Source organism: Nocardia sp. NPDC004168 (genome assembly GCF_040610355.1).
GTDB classification, from domain to species: domain Bacteria; phylum Actinomycetota; class Actinomycetes; order Mycobacteriales; family Mycobacteriaceae; genus Nocardia; species Nocardia sichangensis.
In genome coordinates this window covers 53,846-68,894 of sequence record NZ_JBEXME010000006.1, presented here as the reverse complement: position 1 = coordinate 68,894, position 15,049 = coordinate 53,846, and the positions used below count along the sequence as shown (strand labels likewise).

General features: G+C 69.6%; 13 protein-coding genes. 6 read left to right on the top strand and 7 right to left on the bottom strand.

Annotated elements, in window-relative coordinates; all coding sequences use genetic code 11:
- Positions 1–3 precede the first annotated feature (3 nt).
- Positions 4–1,620, bottom strand: coding sequence for a phospholipid carrier-dependent glycosyltransferase (locus ABZW96_RS14235; RefSeq protein WP_355075031.1), 1,617 nt, complete (start codon positions 1,618–1,620; stop codon positions 4–6).
- 350 nt (positions 1,621–1,970) lie between these two features.
- Here ABZW96_RS14235 and rsmI point away from each other — a divergent pair, with 350 nt between their 5' ends.
- Both rsmI and ABZW96_RS14225 read left to right on the top strand, forming a co-directional pair.
- The gene (gene rsmI / locus ABZW96_RS14230) at positions 1,971–2,819 is read left to right on the top strand and encodes a 16S rRNA (cytidine(1402)-2'-O)-methyltransferase (RefSeq protein ID WP_355074557.1); all 849 of its coding nucleotides are present in this window, start codon (positions 1,971–1,973) and stop codon (positions 2,817–2,819) included.
- 78 nt (positions 2,820–2,897) lie between these two features.
- Positions 2,898–3,650, top strand: coding sequence for an isocitrate lyase/phosphoenolpyruvate mutase family protein (locus ABZW96_RS14225; protein WP_355074555.1), 753 nt, complete (start codon positions 2,898–2,900; stop codon positions 3,648–3,650).
- 131 nt (positions 3,651–3,781) lie between these two features.
- On the opposite strand, the gene ABZW96_RS14220 is transcribed toward ABZW96_RS14225, so the two are convergent.
- The gene (locus ABZW96_RS14220; RefSeq protein ID WP_355074553.1) at positions 3,782–4,450 is read right to left on the bottom strand and encodes a TetR/AcrR family transcriptional regulator; all 669 of its coding nucleotides are present in this window, start codon (positions 4,448–4,450) and stop codon (positions 3,782–3,784) included.
- 211 nt (positions 4,451–4,661) lie between these two features.
- Positions 4,662–6,248, bottom strand: a complete 1,587-nt coding sequence (gene metG / locus ABZW96_RS14215) for a methionine--tRNA ligase (protein WP_355074551.1) — start codon at positions 6,246–6,248, stop codon at positions 4,662–4,664.
- Between the two features lie 71 nt (positions 6,249–6,319).
- Here metG and ABZW96_RS14210 point away from each other — a divergent pair, with 71 nt between their 5' ends.
- From ABZW96_RS14210 to rsmA, 3 genes are all read left to right on the top strand, one after another.
- A complete protein-coding gene (locus ABZW96_RS14210; protein ID WP_355074549.1) occupies positions 6,320–7,147 on the top strand; it encodes a TatD family hydrolase in 828 nt (275 codons plus the stop codon).
- Between the two features lie 207 nt (positions 7,148–7,354).
- Positions 7,355–8,482 (top strand): transglycosylase family protein, encoded by a 1,128-nt coding sequence (locus ABZW96_RS14205; protein WP_355074547.1) that lies wholly within the window; start codon positions 7,355–7,357, stop codon positions 8,480–8,482.
- Between the two features lie 52 nt (positions 8,483–8,534).
- Positions 8,535–9,416 carry a 16S rRNA (adenine(1518)-N(6)/adenine(1519)-N(6))-dimethyltransferase RsmA gene (gene rsmA / locus ABZW96_RS14200; RefSeq protein ID WP_355074545.1) on the top strand — a complete coding sequence of 294 codons (882 nt, stop codon included), beginning with the start codon at positions 8,535–8,537 and terminating at the stop codon, positions 9,414–9,416.
- A gap of 68 nt (positions 9,417–9,484) precedes the next feature.
- Here the strand turns inward: rsmA and ABZW96_RS14195 are convergent, their stop codons facing one another.
- Positions 9,485–9,694, bottom strand: coding sequence for a cation transporter (locus tag ABZW96_RS14195; RefSeq protein ID WP_355074544.1), 210 nt, complete (start codon positions 9,692–9,694; stop codon positions 9,485–9,487).
- A 101-nt stretch (positions 9,695–9,795) separates the two neighbouring features.
- Positions 9,796–11,598, bottom strand: a complete 1,803-nt coding sequence (locus ABZW96_RS14190; RefSeq protein WP_355074542.1) for an ABC-F family ATP-binding cassette domain-containing protein — start codon at positions 11,596–11,598, stop codon at positions 9,796–9,798.
- 292 nt (positions 11,599–11,890) lie between these two features.
- Between ABZW96_RS14190 and ABZW96_RS14185 the strand changes: the two genes are divergently transcribed.
- Entirely contained in the window at positions 11,891–12,739 is an 849-nt protein-coding gene (locus tag ABZW96_RS14185; protein WP_355074540.1) for an LLM class flavin-dependent oxidoreductase, read from the top strand.
- 295 nt (positions 12,740–13,034) lie between these two features.
- Here the strand turns inward: ABZW96_RS14185 and ABZW96_RS14180 are convergent, their stop codons facing one another.
- Together ABZW96_RS14180 and ABZW96_RS14175 are read right to left on the bottom strand one after the other, a co-directional pair.
- Positions 13,035–13,970: a 4-(cytidine 5'-diphospho)-2-C-methyl-D-erythritol kinase gene (locus ABZW96_RS14180; RefSeq protein WP_355074538.1), complete on the bottom strand. Its 936-nt coding sequence runs from the start codon at positions 13,968–13,970 to the stop codon at positions 13,035–13,037.
- Between the two features lie 269 nt (positions 13,971–14,239).
- Entirely contained in the window at positions 14,240–14,992 is a 753-nt protein-coding gene (locus ABZW96_RS14175) for an SDR family oxidoreductase (protein WP_355074536.1), read from the bottom strand.
- Between the last annotated feature and the right edge of the window lie 57 nt (positions 14,993–15,049).

The window sequence follows — 15,049 nt, the reverse complement described above, 5'->3', positions numbered from 1 at the left end:
CTCTTATCTCCAGCTGGGGAGCCAGAGGTGGTCGTGCCAGTTGCCCGGGGTGATCGGTAGCGCGGTGAGAATCGGCCACAGCCAGATGAAGTTGGCGATCACCAGGCCCAGGTAGAGGCAGATCGCGAGTAGTCCGAGGCTGCGCCGTTCGTTCGGCGGGGTGGGCTGGTAGATCCCGGCGGGGCTGCGCGGGATGGTGCTGGGGTGCGCGGGGCCCAGCACGTCGCCGAGCACCAGCGCCACGCCCATCACCAGGAACGGAGCCATCGGGACGGCGTAGAAGTAGTACATCTGCCGGTCGAGGGTGGCGAACCAGGGCAGCAGCGCGGCGCCGTAGCCGACCAGCACCGCGCCGTGGCGCCAGTCGCGACGGACCACCGCGCGCCACAGCATCCAGGCCAGCACCGGGAAAGCCACCCACCAAATGGCGGGCGTGCCGATCAGCATCACGGCCTTCACGCACTGGGTCTGCCCGCAACCGGTGACACCGCTGTCTGCGTAGTAGTACAGCATCGGGCGCAGGCCCATGGGCCAGGTCCACGGCTTGGATTCCCAAGGGTGATGGTTGCCCGCCGAATTGGTCAGTTCGGTGTGGAATTCCAGCGACCTGGCGTTGAAGTACCAGAGCGAACGCAGCGCGCCCGGCACCACATGCGACCAGAATCCTCCGGTGCCGATCGGGTCCGTCGGCGCGGACGGATTGCCGGGCATGTACCGGTACACGCCGGTCTCGCTCGCGAACCAGGCCCAGTAGCTGGCCAGATAGATGCCGAGCGGCACGAGCACCAGCGCGTACAGCGCGGGCCCGATGTCCCGCAGCGCGACCCCGAGCCACGGACGGCGTACCCCGTAGAGCCGCCGCGCCGAGAGGTCGAAGTAGACGCTCATCAAGCCGAAGGCGGCGATGAAATAGATTCCGGACCATTTGGTTCCGCAGGCCAGCCCGAGCAGCAGGCCCGCGCCGAAGCGCCACCAGCGCACCCCGAGGCGCGGTCCCCAGTCGGTCACGCCGATCCGGCCCTCCGCGTCGGCGCGCGCGCACCGAGCACGCACCTCGTCGCGGTCGACGATCAGGCAGCCGAAGGCGGCGGTGACGAACAACGCCATGAAGATGTCGAGCATGCCGATGCGCGAGGAGACGAAGGTCAGCCCGTCGGCGATCAGCAGGATGCCCGCGATCGCGCCGATCAGGGTGGAGCGTGTCATCCGTCGGGTGATCCGGATCACCAGCAGCACCAGCACCGTTCCGGCGAGCGCGGCGGTGAAACGCCAGCCCCAGCCGTTGTAGCCGAACATCGCCTCGCCGATCGCGATGAACTGCTTGCCGACCGGGGGATGCACCACCAGCCCGTAGCCGGGGTTGTCCTCCACCCAGCCGCCGGTGAGCATCTGCCAAGCCTGCGGAGCGTAGTGCTTCTCGTCGAACACGGGGGTGCCCGCGTCGGTCGGGTAGTTGAGCATGGTGAAGCGCGTCACCGCCGCGATCGCGGTGAGGAACGCGGTCACCAGCCAGCCGCGCGCGCGGTCGGTCGGCCCGAAGTCGCGTGGCGGCCGCAGCGGCCCCGGGCTCGACCAGGATGGCACGGTTCCGAACCGTGCGGTCGCGCGCTGGTCGGTCACCTGGGTCACGCCCCGATCGTATGCTCCTCCGCCTCTCCGGGTCTTCAGGCCGTACTAGTTGGGTGGTTCGGGATTCGCGTTCAGGTCCCGCGTGAGTGCCGCTGTAGTTTTGGGCGTACCCGGTGAGTTACCCATGTGCTCACGAGATCGGCTGTACGTGTCGAGAACGAGCCCGGCGGATTCGCGGTCGGCTGCCGGCGTGAGTGAGATTCGTCTCGAAGGCATGCGGGATTGCTTCCGCCGGTGCGGCCGAACCTCGTTGCCGCCGGTATCTGCTGGGGCCGGTGGCGTCGGTGGATAGGCTGCGGGTTGGCGGTTGTCGCCGGATACGTGATGCGGACAGGAGTGCGGTGGCTTACGAGACGGCGGGCGGGCTGGTGCTCGCGGCGACGCCGATGGGTGATGTCGGCGATGCCTCGCAGCGCCTGCGCGAAGCGCTGGCGACGGCCGATGTCGTCGCCGCCGAAGACACCCGCCGCACCAGGGCGCTGGCCAAGGCGCTCGGCGTCGAGATCTCCGGCCGGGTGGTCAGTTTCTACGATCACGTCGAGACCGCCCGGATTCCGATGCTGCTCGACGAGATCGCCGACGGCCGTACGGTGCTGCTGGTGACCGACGCGGGCATGCCGTCGGTGAGCGATCCCGGCTACCGCATGGTGGCGGCGTGCGTCGAGCGGGATCTGCCGGTGACCTGCCTGCCCGGACCCTCGGCGGTGACCACGGCGCTGGCACTGTCGGCCCTGCCGGTGGAGCGGTTCTGCTTCGACGGATTCCCGCCGCGCAAATCCGGCCAGCGCCGGGAATGGTTGCGTACCTTGGTTACCGAACCACGCGCCTGCGTCTTCTTCGAGGCCCCGCATCGGCTCGCCGACTGCCTGGCCGACGCGGTCGAGATCCTCGGCCCGGACCGCCGCGCCGCCGTCTGCCGGGAGCTGACCAAGACCTACGAGGAAGTGCTCCGGGGGACCCTGGCCGAACTGGCCGAGTGGGCCGTCGATGGCGCACGCGGCGAGATCACCGTGGTGCTCGCGGGCGCCCAGCCCGCCACCGCCGATCCAGCGGACCTGGTGGACGCCGTGGAATCCCGAACCGCGGCGGGCCTGCGCCTCAAAGACGCCTGCGCCGAGGTCGCCGCCGCCCACGCCGTGTCGCGTCGCGAGCTCTACGACGCGGTTCTCGCCGCGCGCCGCACTTCCTAGCCGACCGCGACTTCGGCTGTGCGGTTCGTTCCGCGCGGGTGGTCGACCCGAAGCTGGGTGGCGGGCATGATCATCGGTATGACTTCTCTGGAGAGCAAGGCCACGACGTTTCTCGGGTTGCACGTGCCGGGTGATCCGGGCGTCTTCCCGACGGTGTGGGATGCCTGGTCCGCGAAAGTCGCCGTGGCGGCGGGCTTTCCGGCCTTGACGGTGGGCAGTCATCCGCTGGCCGATTCGATCGGCCGCTCGGACGGGGAAGGGATGACGTTCGACGAGTCGCTGACCCGGGTACGGCAGATCACGGCGGCGGTGGACGTCCCGGTGTCGGTCGACATCGAGTCCGGCTACGGACAGGAGCCCGCGCGGCTGGTCGAGGGCCTGCTCGAGGCAGGGGCGATCGGACTGAACATCGAGGACACCGTGCACAGCGAGGGCAAGCGCCTGCGCACGGGCCAGGAACACGCCGACCTCGTGCACGGACTGCGCAAGGCCGCCGACGCGACGGGTGTGCACCTGGTGATCAACGCGCGCACCGACCTGCTCCTGCGCCAGGACGGAGACGAGGCCGACCGGGTGGACCGCGCCATCGAGCGGCTGCGGCTGGCCGCCGAGGCGGGTGCGGACGTGCTGTTCCCGGTGGGCCGCCACGCCGACGCCGACATGCGCCGCCTGACCGGCGAGCTGCCGCTGCCGATCAGCGCGACCGTCCTCCCGGATCAGGCCGACAAGGCCGCCCTCGCCGACCAGGGCGTCGCGCGGATCACCTTCGGTCCGTTCCTGCAGGCCGCGCTGACCAAGGAGATCAATACCCTGCTCGACCCCTGGAAGTGACATCGCGGAACAGCTGTGTGAGCGGTATCCGGTCGCCGCGACGACGGCGCCCGAGCCCCACCGGGTGACCGGTGGGGCGGCGGTGCGTCGGGTAGCGCGAAGACGCCATCCCGGTGACGGTCGCCGTGCCTTCAGGAGGGAACGGGAAGCCCCAGCGCGCTCATGACGAACTGGACGAACAGCGGCGCCAGATCCGGCACGCGCGCGGGTCCGTCCGAGACGATGACCCGCCGCGTGCGCTCGCCGATCGCGTCCGGGATCAGGGCGATCAGCCCGTCGGACAGTTCGGGGAGCGTCGGGTCCGCCGCCCGCGCCTGGTCGTAGAACACCCGGTACAGCTGGGCGAACCGGTCGACGGCCAAGTCGCGGTAGCCGACGGCCTCCTGGTTCACCTTGAACGACTCCACGAGCACCAATCGGGCGAAATCGGGCTCGGTGGCGACGGTCTGGCAGAAGGTGACCACGATGGACTCGATCTTCGCGTAGGCGTCGGCGTCCGGCGGCAGCTGGGCGAGTTCGTCCACGATCCGGGTCGCCATGATGTCGACGCCGGTGTGCACCGCCTCGGCGAAGCACTCCTCTTTGTTCGCGAAGTGGTCGTAGAAGGTCGTCCGCGAAACCCTCGCCCTGGCAACGATGTCGGTGAGGGTGGTGGCCGGGTATCCCTTGTTGTCGACGGACTCCACCATCGCCTCGACCAGCCTGCCGCGCTGCGACGTGAGCACGGCTTCGCGTGCCGCCCGATGCCGCTCGGCGAAACCGGACCGGTGAACGGATGCCGTCGCGTGCTGCTGGCCCATGTGTGCCCTCTCTGTGCCGGAACCGATTCCGAACGGAACGTCGTCGTACCGATCGCACACGGTCCGGGGCGTCGCCAGGCCGCGAACCGGTGTTTCATTATCCGACAACACATTCCACGGCGGGAAGGCAGGTGGATCCACTCGTGGGCATGTCGCCGTGGAACACCGCTAAAGTGTTGTGCGCCTTACCGTTACGGCAGGCCGGAGGCGGTCAGTCCTTCGGTTCGACGTACTTCGGGAACACCGGTTCCGGCGCGGGCAACGCCAACCCGGGCTCGATCGGCGTCGCGATGTCCGCGAACGTCCGGCTCCGCTGCCCCAGCTGGTCGAGGATGCGGCCCGCCGACCCCGGCAGCACCGGCTGCACCAGGATCGCGACGATGCGCAGCACCTCCAGCGTCACGTACAGCACGGTGGCCTCGCGAGCGAGATCCTCCGGGGTGCCCGACTTCGCCAGCGCCCACGGCGCCTGCGCGGAGAAGTACCGGTTCGTCTCGCCCAGGGTCAGCCAGATCGCCTCCAGCGCCAAATGCATCTGCTGGGCGTCGAATTCGGCCCGGCAGCGCTCCAGCAGACCGCCCGCCAGATCCAGCAGGGCGCGGTCGTCGTCGGTGAACTCGCCGGGTGTCGGCACCACGCCGCCGCAGTCGCGCGCGACCAGCTTGGTGCTGCGCTGCACCAGGTTGCCGAACTCGTTGGCCAGGTCGCTGTTGATCCGGCTCACGATGGCCTCGTGGCTGTAGCTGCCGTCTTGGCCGTAGGAGATCTCACGCAGCAGGAAGAACCGCACCGCGTCCAAGCCGTAGTCGTCGACCAGCTCCAGCGGGTCGACCACGTTGCCGACCGACTTGGACATCTTCTCGCCCTTGTTGTACAGGAATCCGTGCACGAATACGCGTTTCGGCAGCTCCACTCCGGCCGAGAGCAGGAACGCGGGCCAGTACACCGTGTGGAAGCGTGTGATGTCCTTGCCGATGATGTGCACGTCGGCGGGCCAATACTTGCCGAAGGCGGCGGAGGAGGTGTCCGGGAAGCCGACGCCGGTGAGGTAGTTGGTGAGCGCGTCCACCCACACGTACATGACGTGGTCGGGATGGTCGGGCACCGGCACGCCCCAGTCGAAGGTGGTGCGCGAGATGGACAGGTCCTTCAGACCCGCCTTGACGTAGCTGACGATCTCGTTGCGCCGGGTCGCCGGCGCGATGAATTCCGGATGCTCGTCGTAGAGCGCCAGCAACTTGTCCTGGTAGGCCGACAGCCGGAAGAAGTAGTTCGACTCCTCGGTCCAGGTGACCGGCGTCTTGGAGTCGGTGGAGATGCGGGTGCCGTCCTCCAGCACCGTGGTCTCCTCGTCGGTGTAGAACGCCTCGTCCCGCACCGAGTACCAACCGGAGTAGTTGCCGAGGTAGATGTCGCCGTTGGCCAGCATCCGCTCCCAGATGGCGACGCTGGCGGCCTGGTGGTCGGCGTCGGTGGTGCGGATGAACCGGTCGAAGGAGATGTCGAGCGTCTTGTCCAGCGCCTCGAACACGTCGGAGTTGCGGGCCGCGAGCTCTTCCACCGGGATGCCCTCGGCGGCCGCGGCCTGCTGCATCTTCTGGCCGTGCTCGTCGGTGCCGGTCATGAAGAAGACGTCGTAGCCGTCGAGGCGCTTGAAGCGGGCGATGGCGTCGGCCGAGATGTACTCGTACGCATGCCCGATATGCGGCGCACCGTTCGGATAGGCGATGGCCGTGGTGATGTAGAAGGCGGGGCGGTCGACTTCGCTCATGGTGTGTCTACTGTAATGCGCGTGCATTCTTCCGCTCGCGTGAATATGCCCCTCGTCGATTCGCGGGTCCCCGCGTCCGCGCCGCGGGCTGGCCGCCGATGAGCGCGAAGCGTTCCGCGCCGGAGCTGCCCGAGCCGCTGTCGCCGATCGTGGACGCGCACACCCACCTGGACGCCTGCGGCGCGACCGACGCGGCGTCGACCGTCGCGATCGTCGACCGGGCCGCCTCGGTCGGGGTCGGCCGGGTGGTCACCGTCGCCGACGATCTGGAAGCCGCGCGGTGGGCGGTGCGGGCCGCGCACTGGGACGATCGGGTGTTCGCCGCCGTCGCGCTGCATCCGACCAGGGCGAACGCGCTCGATGACGAGGCGAAGGCCGAGCTCGAGCGCTTGGCCGACGACCCGAGGGTGGTCGCTGTCGGCGAGACCGGCCTGGACTACTACTGGCCGGGCAAGCTGGACGGCTGCGCCGACATCGAGACCCAGATCGAGGGCTTCCGCTGGCACATCGACCTGGCCAAGCGGGTGCGCAAGCCGCTGATGATCCACAACCGCGAGGCCGACCACGACCTGCTGACCGTGCTGCTGGACGAGAGTCCGCCGGAGCGGGTGATCTTCCACTGCTTCTCCTCGGACACGAACATGGCCCTGTCGTGCGTGGCCGAGGGCTACATCCTGAGCTTCTCCGGGACGGTGAGCTTCAAGAACGCGCACGAACTGCGCGAGGCGGCCAAGGTGGTGCCGGACGACCAGATTTTGGTCGAGACGGACGCGCCGTATCTGACCCCGCATCCGTTCCGCGGAGCGCCGAACGAGCCGTATTGCCTGCCGTACACCGTGCGGGCACTGGCCGAGGTGCGCGAGCAGGATCCGCTGGAACTGGCCGAGATCACCACCGCCAACGCGCGTCGCGTCTACCGGATCTGAGCGGGGGCGCCCGCCAAGGGGCGCGTACTCGAGGGCGTCACGGATGCCCGGAATGCATCGCTGTATGCGAAATGTGTCCTATGTCACTTTCGGCGTTCCGTTTTGTGATTTACCTGCGGGGTCGATATTCGATCGTGATATTGAAAAGGCCCTGTTCCGGAGCTTGCTGTTGTCGGCGCCCTGCCCCCTCGTTATCGTGCTGTGACCATGTCCCCCTTCATGCGGATCAACCAGTCGCGTTCGCCGCTGCTGTACATCGCGGTCGGCGCACTGCTGCTGACGCTGATCGTCGGCGCCGGTCTCGCGATCGTGAATCGCAAGACGGTGACCGTCGTCGTGGACGGCGAGAAGCTCTTCCAGACCACGATGTCGCGTGACGTGCGCGGCGTGTTGAAGGCCGCGGGCTTCGCGGTGACCGACCGGGACAAGGTGGCGCCCGCACTGGCCGCGCACATCGCCGACGGCGCGACCATCACGCTCAACCGCGCGAAAGAGGTCGACCTGTCGGTCGACGGTATGACGCAGAAGGTCTGGACCACCGGGGTGACCGCGGGGGAGGCGCTGGAACAGCTGAAGATCCCGAAAGAGGTGTACGTCTCGCCCGCCCGCGACGAGCGGCTCCCCCTGCAGGGCGGGACGCTGACCATCGCGACTCCGCGCGTGGTCTCGCTGGTCGACGGCATCGGCAATCCGGTGGACGTGCGCGCCGCCGCGCCCACCGTCGGCAAATTCCTCGAGGTCACCGGCATCCCGCTGCTCGAGCAGGACTCCGTCGAACCGGCCGCGGCCACGCCCCTGACGAACGGCTTGCACGTCACCGTGACGCGCAAGCGGGTCGAACAGCAGACCGAGACGATGCCGCTGGACCCGCCGGAGAACGTCATCGAAGACCCGGAGATGAACATGAGCCGCACGGTGGTGGAGTCGCCCGGCGCTCCCGGCGTGCAGAACGTCACCTTCGCGGTCACCATGGTCAACGGCCAGGAAGTGGACCGTAAACCGGTCGCTTCGACCGTCACCGTGGCGGCGAAGCCGAAGACCGTCCGCAAGGGCGCCAAGCCTGGCACCGAGGTGCCCCCGGTGCGCGACGGCGCGATCTGGGACGCGCTGGCCCGCTGTGAGTCGACCGGCAACTGGTCGATCAACACCGGCAACGGCTACTTCGGCGGTGTGCAGTTCGACCAAGGCACTTGGGAGCGGCAGGGCGGGCTGCGGTACGCCCCCCGCGCGGACCTGGCCACCAGGGAAGAACAGATCGCCATCGCGGAGATCACCCGGCAGCGGCAGGGTTGGGGCGCCTGGCCCGCTTGCACCGGTCGCCTCGGCATCAGCTGACGCGGGGGAGACGTCGCGGCAGGCCGGGTATGCCGGTTGATAGATTCTCGAGGTGTCCGAACCTGATATTTCCGCCCGCGGGAGTGCGGCGCTGCTCGGGCCCGCCGAAGTGCGGGTGCTCGCCGAGCGGTTCGGGGTCCGGCCGACCAAGCAGCTCGGGCAGAACTTCGTGCACGACGCGAACACGGTGCGGCGGATCGTCGCGGCCGCCGGGGTGGGGCGCGGGGACGTGGTGCTCGAGGTAGGGCCCGGTCTCGGTTCGCTGACCCTTGCGCTGCTGGACGTGGTGGACTCGGTGGTCGCCGTCGAAATCGATCCCGTGCTGGCGCGCCATCTTCCGGTGACCGTCGCGGACCGGGCTCCGGAACTCGCGGAGCGACTGTCGGTGGTGGAGGCGGACGCGCTGCGCGTCACCGCGGCGGACCTGCCCGCCGCGCCGACCGCGCTGGTAGCCAATCTCCCGTACAACGTGGCCGTCCCGGTGCTGTTGCATCTGCTCGCCGAACTGCCCGGCATCGTGGTCGCTCTGGTGATGGTGCAGGCCGAGGTGGCCGATCGCTTGGCCGCCGAGCCCGGCGGCCGCATCTATGGCGTGCCCAGCGTGAAAGCGGGCTTCTTCGGGACCGTCCGGCGTGCGGGGGCGGTGGGCACGCAAGTGTTCTGGCCGGTGCCGCGGGTCGAGTCGGGCCTGGTCCGGATCGACCGCTTCGCCGAGCCGCCGTGGCCGGTGGACGACGAGCACCGCCGCCGCGTCTTCGAAGTCGTCGACGCCGCATTCGCGCAGCGGCGCAAAACGCTGCGCGCCGCCCTCGCCGCCTGGGCCGGTTCGCCTGCCGAAGCCGAGCGCCGTCTGCTCGCCGCGGGCATCGCTCCCACCGCTCGCGGCGAAACCCTCGACACCGCCGCCTTCGTCCGGCTGGCGGCCCAGGCGTAGCGCGTCGCACAGAACAGTGGCTCCGCTACCGGCGTCGGCCGGTGCGCGGAACCACTGGTGGCGACCGGTCAGACGGCGACTTCGTAGCCTGCTTCGTCCACGGCGGCGACAATGTCGGCGTCGGCGATCTGCGCGGTGCTGTCGACGCGGACGGCGCCGCTGGCGAGATCCACATCGACGCCGGTCACGCCGTCGATCTTGCCGATCTCGGTCTTGACGGAGCTGACGCAGTGCCCGCAAGTCATCCCGGTGACGGTGTAAGTGGTGGTGGTGGGCATGTCCGACTCCTTCGCATCCATATCATTCATACGGGCGGGGGGTACCCCGACATCAGAAAGATACCCCCTCTGGGTATATGTCCGCAAGAGGCGGCCGGGCCTCACACGCCTTCGGCCAGTTCCATCCAGCGCTCTTCGGCCGTTTCCTTCTCCGCGAGCACCTGCTTGAGCTCCGCGCCCAGGTTGACCAGCTTGTCCGGGTCGGTGGCGGCGTCGGCCAGCGCGACGTGCAAGCGCTGCTCGCGCTCGGACAGCTTGTCGATGGCGCGTTCCAACCGGGTCAGCTCCTTGCGGGCCGCGCGGTAGGCCGCGGAATCGGTGGCCGGGGCGTCGGCGGGCTTGGCATCGGGTGCGGCGGTGCGGGTCTGGTTCGCCGCGAGGGCCGCGCGCTTGGTCAGGTACTCCTCGATGCCGCCCGGAAGGTTGGTGAGCTTTCCGTCGCCGAACAACGCCCAGGTCGAGTCGCAGATCCGTTCGATGAGGTACCGGTCGTGGCTGATCACGACCAGCGTGCCGGCCCAGTTGTCGAGCAGGTCCTCCAGCTGTTGCAGGGTGTCGATGTCCAGGTCGTTGGTCGGCTCGTCGAGCAGCAGCACGTTCGGTTCGGACATGAGGATGCGGGTCAGCTGCAGGCGTCGCCGCTCGCCGCCGGACAGGTCGCCGACCGGCGTGCGCTGGCGGGCGGGGGTGAAACCGAGTCGCTCGGCCAGCTGTCCCGCCGAGATCTCCTTGTCGCCCAGCATGATTCGCTGCGCCACCTGCTGCACCGCCTCCAGCACGCGTAGGTCGGTGGGCAGGTCGTCGAGTTCCTGGCGCAGCCAGCCGATCTGGACGGTCTGGCCTTGGATGCGCTTGCCCGCGGCCAAGGTCGCGTCGGTGTCGCCCGCAAGGGCGCGCAGCAGCGTCGTCTTGCCCGAGCCGTTGACGCCGACCAGGCCGACGCGCTCGCCCGGCGCCAGCCGCCAGGTCAGGTCGCGCACCAATTCCCGGTCGTCCGGCGTGGTGAGCGTGACGTCCTCCAGCTCGACGACCACGCGGCCGAGGCGTTTGCGCGCGAAGGCGGCCAGCGAGACGTTGTCGCGCGGCGGCGGCACGTCGGCGATCAGGGCTTCGGCGGCCTCGACCCGGTAGCGCGGCTTGGACGTGCGCGCCTGCGGGCCGCGCCGCAGCCACGCCAGTTCCTTGCGGGCCAGATTGCGCCGCCGGGCCTCGGAGGCATCGGCCTGGCGGGCGCGCTCGGCGCGGGCGAAGATCCAGTCGCCGTAACCGCCCTCGTAGCTTTCGACCTTGCCGCCGACCACTTCCCAGGTGTTGGTGGCGACGGTGTCGAGGAACCAGCGATCGTGGGTCACCACGACCAGCGCGCTGCGGCGGCCGAGCAGGTGCGCGGCCAGCCACTGCACACCCTCGACATCCAGGTGGTTGGTCGGCTCGTCGAGCACGAGCAGGTCGAGTTCGCGCACCAGCGCTGCGGCGAGCGCGACCCGGCGGCGCTCGCCGCCGGAGAGGTTGTCCACCGGGGTGTCCATGCCGAGGCCGGCGATGCCGATGCCGTCCATCACCGAGCGGATGCGCGGGTCGGCGGCCCATTCGTGTTCGGCGACCTCGTCGGTCATGGCGTCGTCGGCCAGCCCGGCCAGCACCACCGATCCGACCGTCGCGCCCGCGGGCAGCACACCGCGCTGCGTCACCACAGCCATGCGCAGGCCGCCGAGTCTGCTGACCCGGCCGCTGTCGGGTTCCTCGATGCCGGTGAGCACCTCGAGCAGGGTGGTCTTGCCGCCGCCGTTGAGGCCGACGACTCCGATCCGTTCGCCCGCGTGCACGCCGAGCGAGACGTTGTCCAGCAGCGGCTTGATCCCGAAGCTCTTGTGGACCTGTTCGAGATTGATCAGGTTGGACATGGATCCTTCCGTGTCTTGCGGGGGCGGTCCGATGAGACCTACCTGTCGCGGCCCTGGGGCCCCGGGCCAGCGTACCGATGTGGGCGGACCGCCTGTCGTCCCGGCGAACGGCGGCGAGCTTGCGGTACGAACAATGTTCGTTTAGATTGATCGCGAACGAACGCTGTTCGTTCTCATGCAACCGAATCGGCGCTCCCCAGAAGTACAGCCGCAGAGTGGGACGCCCGCCTCCTATCCGAAGGCGTCGGCGGGCGGCACTATTCCCATTCCGCATGCTCTCTGGAGGATTCTCATGCACGTCGGCCTCGGCCTGCCCATCTCCGATCCCGCCGCGTTGCTCGACTGGGCTCGGCGCGCCGACGCGGGCCCGTTCCGCACGCTCGGCCTGCTCGACCGGCTGGTCTACGACAATCCCGAACCGCTGATCGCGCTGGCCGCGATCGCCGGCGCGACCAGCCGCGTCCGAGTGCAAACCGAAGTGCTGCTCGCGCCGTTGCGCGACCCGGTGCTGCTCGCCAAACAGGCCGCCACGCTGGACCGGATGTCCGGCGGGCGGCTGGTGCTCGGCCTCGGCGTCGGCGGCCGCGCCGACGACCACCTCGCCTCGGGCACCGACCTGCGCACCCGGGGCCGCCGCCTCGACGAGCAAGTCGCGCTCATGCGCCGCCTGTGGGCCGGTGAGCCCTACGGCGAGGAGTGCGGGCCGATCGGCCCCGCGCCACTGCGCCCGGAAGGGCCCGAGATCCTGTTCGGCGGCTTCCAGCCCGCCGCACTCGAGCGCGTCGGCCGTTGGGGCGGTGGCTTTCTCGCCGCCGCACCGCCGTCGTGGGCGGGCGGGCTGTTCGACACCGTTCGCCGTTCCTGGACCGACCACGGCCGACCGGGCGCGCCGCGGATCGTCGCCCAGGTCAACGTCGCCCTCGGTCCGGACGACGTCATCGAAGACGCACGCGCGTCGATGGGCGCCTACTACGCGTTCACCGGCCGCGCCGAAGGCATGCTCGAAGGCATGCTCACCACGCCCGCGCGGATCCGCTCCGCCATGGCGCAATTCGGCGATCTCGGCGCGGACGAGGTGATGTTCTATTGCTACGGTCGCGACGCCGATCAGGTCGATCGGCTCGCCGACCTGCTGCCCTGAGCCAGGCCGCGCATCGGTCGCACGGGATGCGGCGATGTCGAGCGTTCCCACTCGATCGGCTCGCCGACCGGCGTACCGCAACGATCGCGCGCAGGGCCGTCATGCTGAGCGTTCCCGCACGTACGGCAGGCCACATAGGGTTTCGTGCTCGCCGCAGTGTCGTCGGCATCACCACCTCGCAGTGGACACCCCGCCGGAGCTACGGACGGTTCGGCAGGAACCGTGCCTGAAGTGCCCGCTCGGCGGCTTGCGGCGTCGGCCGCAAGCCGCCGCGTCCGGTCGCGGCCAATGGCGGTCAGTGCTTACCGGGTGCGTCGCCGCTGAGGACGCGCGCGCCCGGCACGGGTCCGCTGGCGGTCCGCACGCTGCGGCAGACGCCCGCGCCCGCGAGTTCGGCGGCCACCGAGATCGCCGACTCCTCGCTCTCGCAGAGGAACGCGCAGGTGGGCCCGGAACCGGAGACCAATCCGGCCAGCGCGCCCGCGGTGATGCCCGCGCGCAACGTGCGGCGCAGTTCCGGCTTCAGCGACACCGCCGCCGCCTGGAGATCGTTGCCGAGCAGGGGTGCGAGCTGCCGCGCATCGCCGGAGGCCAACGCCTGCATCAGTTGCTGCGGCTCGCCGAGCCGGGGCGGTTCGCCGTGCTCGCGCAACCGGTCGAGTTCGGCGAACACCGCGGGAGTGGACAAGCCGCCTTTGGCGAACGCGAGCACCCAGTGAAACGTGTTGCGGGACAGCACCGGCAACAGGCGCTCGCCGCGGCCGGTGCCCAGCGCGGTGCCGCCGTGCAGGGCGAACGGCACGTCGCTGCCGAGTTCGGCCGCCACCGCGGTGAGTTCCTCCCTGGACAGTCCCAGGTCCCACAGTTCGTTCAGCCCGACCAGCGCGGCGGCGGCGTCGGCGCTGCCGCCCGCCATGCCCCCTGCCACCGGAATGCCTTTGGTGATGGCGATTTCCACCAGGGGAGCGCGGCCGCCGAGGTGCGCCAGCCGGACGGCGGCTTTCCATACCAGATTCGTCCGGTCGGTCGGCACCTCCGCGGCGCCCTCACCCGTGACCCGGACGGCCAGCGAAGCCGACGGCGCGATCTCCAGATCGTCGCTCAGGGACAGTGCTTGGAACACCGTGGTCAGGTCGTGGTAGCCATCGGCCCGCAGGTCGCCCACTCCGAGATGGAGGTTCACCTTCGACGGCGCCCGCACGGTGACGGGACTCGGCACAACTGACAGCACGGTGCTAAAGCCTAATAGGTGCAGTCGGGCGGAGTCCGTCCTCAGTTCGCGCATGGCCGCAGCGAAGGCGAAGGTACGCCTAATAGCTGCAGCCGGACGGAGTCCGTCCTCAGCCTGCGCATGGCCGCAGCGAAGGCGGAGGTACGCCTGATAGGTGCAGTCGGGCGGAGTCCGTCCTCAGTTCGCGCATGGCCGCAGCGAAGGCGAAGGTACGCCTGATGGGAGCGGCCGGGCCATGCGGGTCCGCAGCTCGCGCGCGAGAAAGGCGCTTACAGCAGCGCGCCGCCGGTGGCATCGATCCACTGCCCGGTCACCCACCGGGCGTCGTCGGAGGCGAGGAACCCGACGACGTCGGCGACGTCGTCGGCCTGCGCCACGCGGTGGAGGGGGGACATCGTCGCCACCGACGCCTGGGCTTCGGCGTTGCGCAGCCAGTTCGCGTTCATGTCGGTGTCGATGATCCCCGGCCCGACCGCGTTCACGGTGATGCCGCGCGCGCCGACCTCCTTCGCGAGCACGCTGGTGAAACTGTCGAGCGCGGCCTTGGTCATGGTGTAGGCGATCAGTTGCGGCATGTACGCGCCGTGGGTCAGTCCGGTGGAGATGTTGACGATCCGCCCGCCTGTGCGCAACCGGTGCAAGCCGAGACGGGTGATGAAGAAGGGAGCCTTGGCGTTGATCGCGAAGACCCGGTCGAACGCCGCCTCGTCGGTTCCGGCGATCGGCTCCCTGATCCCGTCGGTGCCCGCGTTGTTCACCAGGATGTCCAGCCCGTCGGCGTGCGCGTCGAAGGCCGCCCACAGCGTCTCGGCGTCGCCTGGCACGCCCAGTTCGGCGCGGATCGCGAACGCCGCGCCGCCCGAAGCCTCGATCGCGGCCACGGTCGCCTTCGCCGCCTGTTCGTCGCGGTTGTAGTGGACCGCGACGCGTGCGCCGTCACGCGCCAGTCGTTCGGCGATCGCTCGCCCGATGCCCCGGCTGCTCCCGGTGACCAGTGCCGTCTTGCCCGTCAGTGCGCCCATGGCGCGCCCCTTTCTCTAGCGACCGCTACAGAAAGAAAGGTAGCACATTCTCTAGTG

What these genes read in the sequence shown, in the direction of transcription:
- ABZW96_RS14225 (WP_355074555.1), top strand. Translation starts at nt 2,898, where the DNA reads ATGACTTCTCTGGAGAGCAAGGCCACGACGTTTCTCGGGTTGCACGTG.
- ABZW96_RS14220 (WP_355074553.1), bottom strand. Translation starts at nt 4,450, where the DNA reads ATGGGCCAGCAGCACGCGACGGCATCCGTTCACCGGTCCGGTTTCGCC.
- metG (WP_355074551.1), bottom strand. Translation starts at nt 6,248, where the DNA reads ATGCACGCGCATTACAGTAGACACACCATGAGCGAAGTCGACCGCCCC.
- ABZW96_RS14210 (WP_355074549.1), top strand. Translation starts at nt 6,320, where the DNA reads ATGAGCGCGAAGCGTTCCGCGCCGGAGCTGCCCGAGCCGCTGTCGCCG.
- ABZW96_RS14205 (WP_355074547.1), top strand. Translation starts at nt 7,355, where the DNA reads ATGTCCCCCTTCATGCGGATCAACCAGTCGCGTTCGCCGCTGCTGTAC.
- ABZW96_RS14195 (WP_355074544.1), bottom strand. Translation starts at nt 9,694, where the DNA reads ATGCCCACCACCACCACTTACACCGTCACCGGGATGACTTGCGGGCAC.
- ABZW96_RS14190 (WP_355074542.1), bottom strand. Translation starts at nt 11,598, where the DNA reads ATGTCCAACCTGATCAATCTCGAACAGGTCCACAAGAGCTTCGGGATC.
- ABZW96_RS14185 (WP_355074540.1), top strand. Translation starts at nt 11,891, where the DNA reads ATGCACGTCGGCCTCGGCCTGCCCATCTCCGATCCCGCCGCGTTGCTC.
- ABZW96_RS14175 (WP_355074536.1), bottom strand. Translation starts at nt 14,992, where the DNA reads ATGGGCGCACTGACGGGCAAGACGGCACTGGTCACCGGGAGCAGCCGG.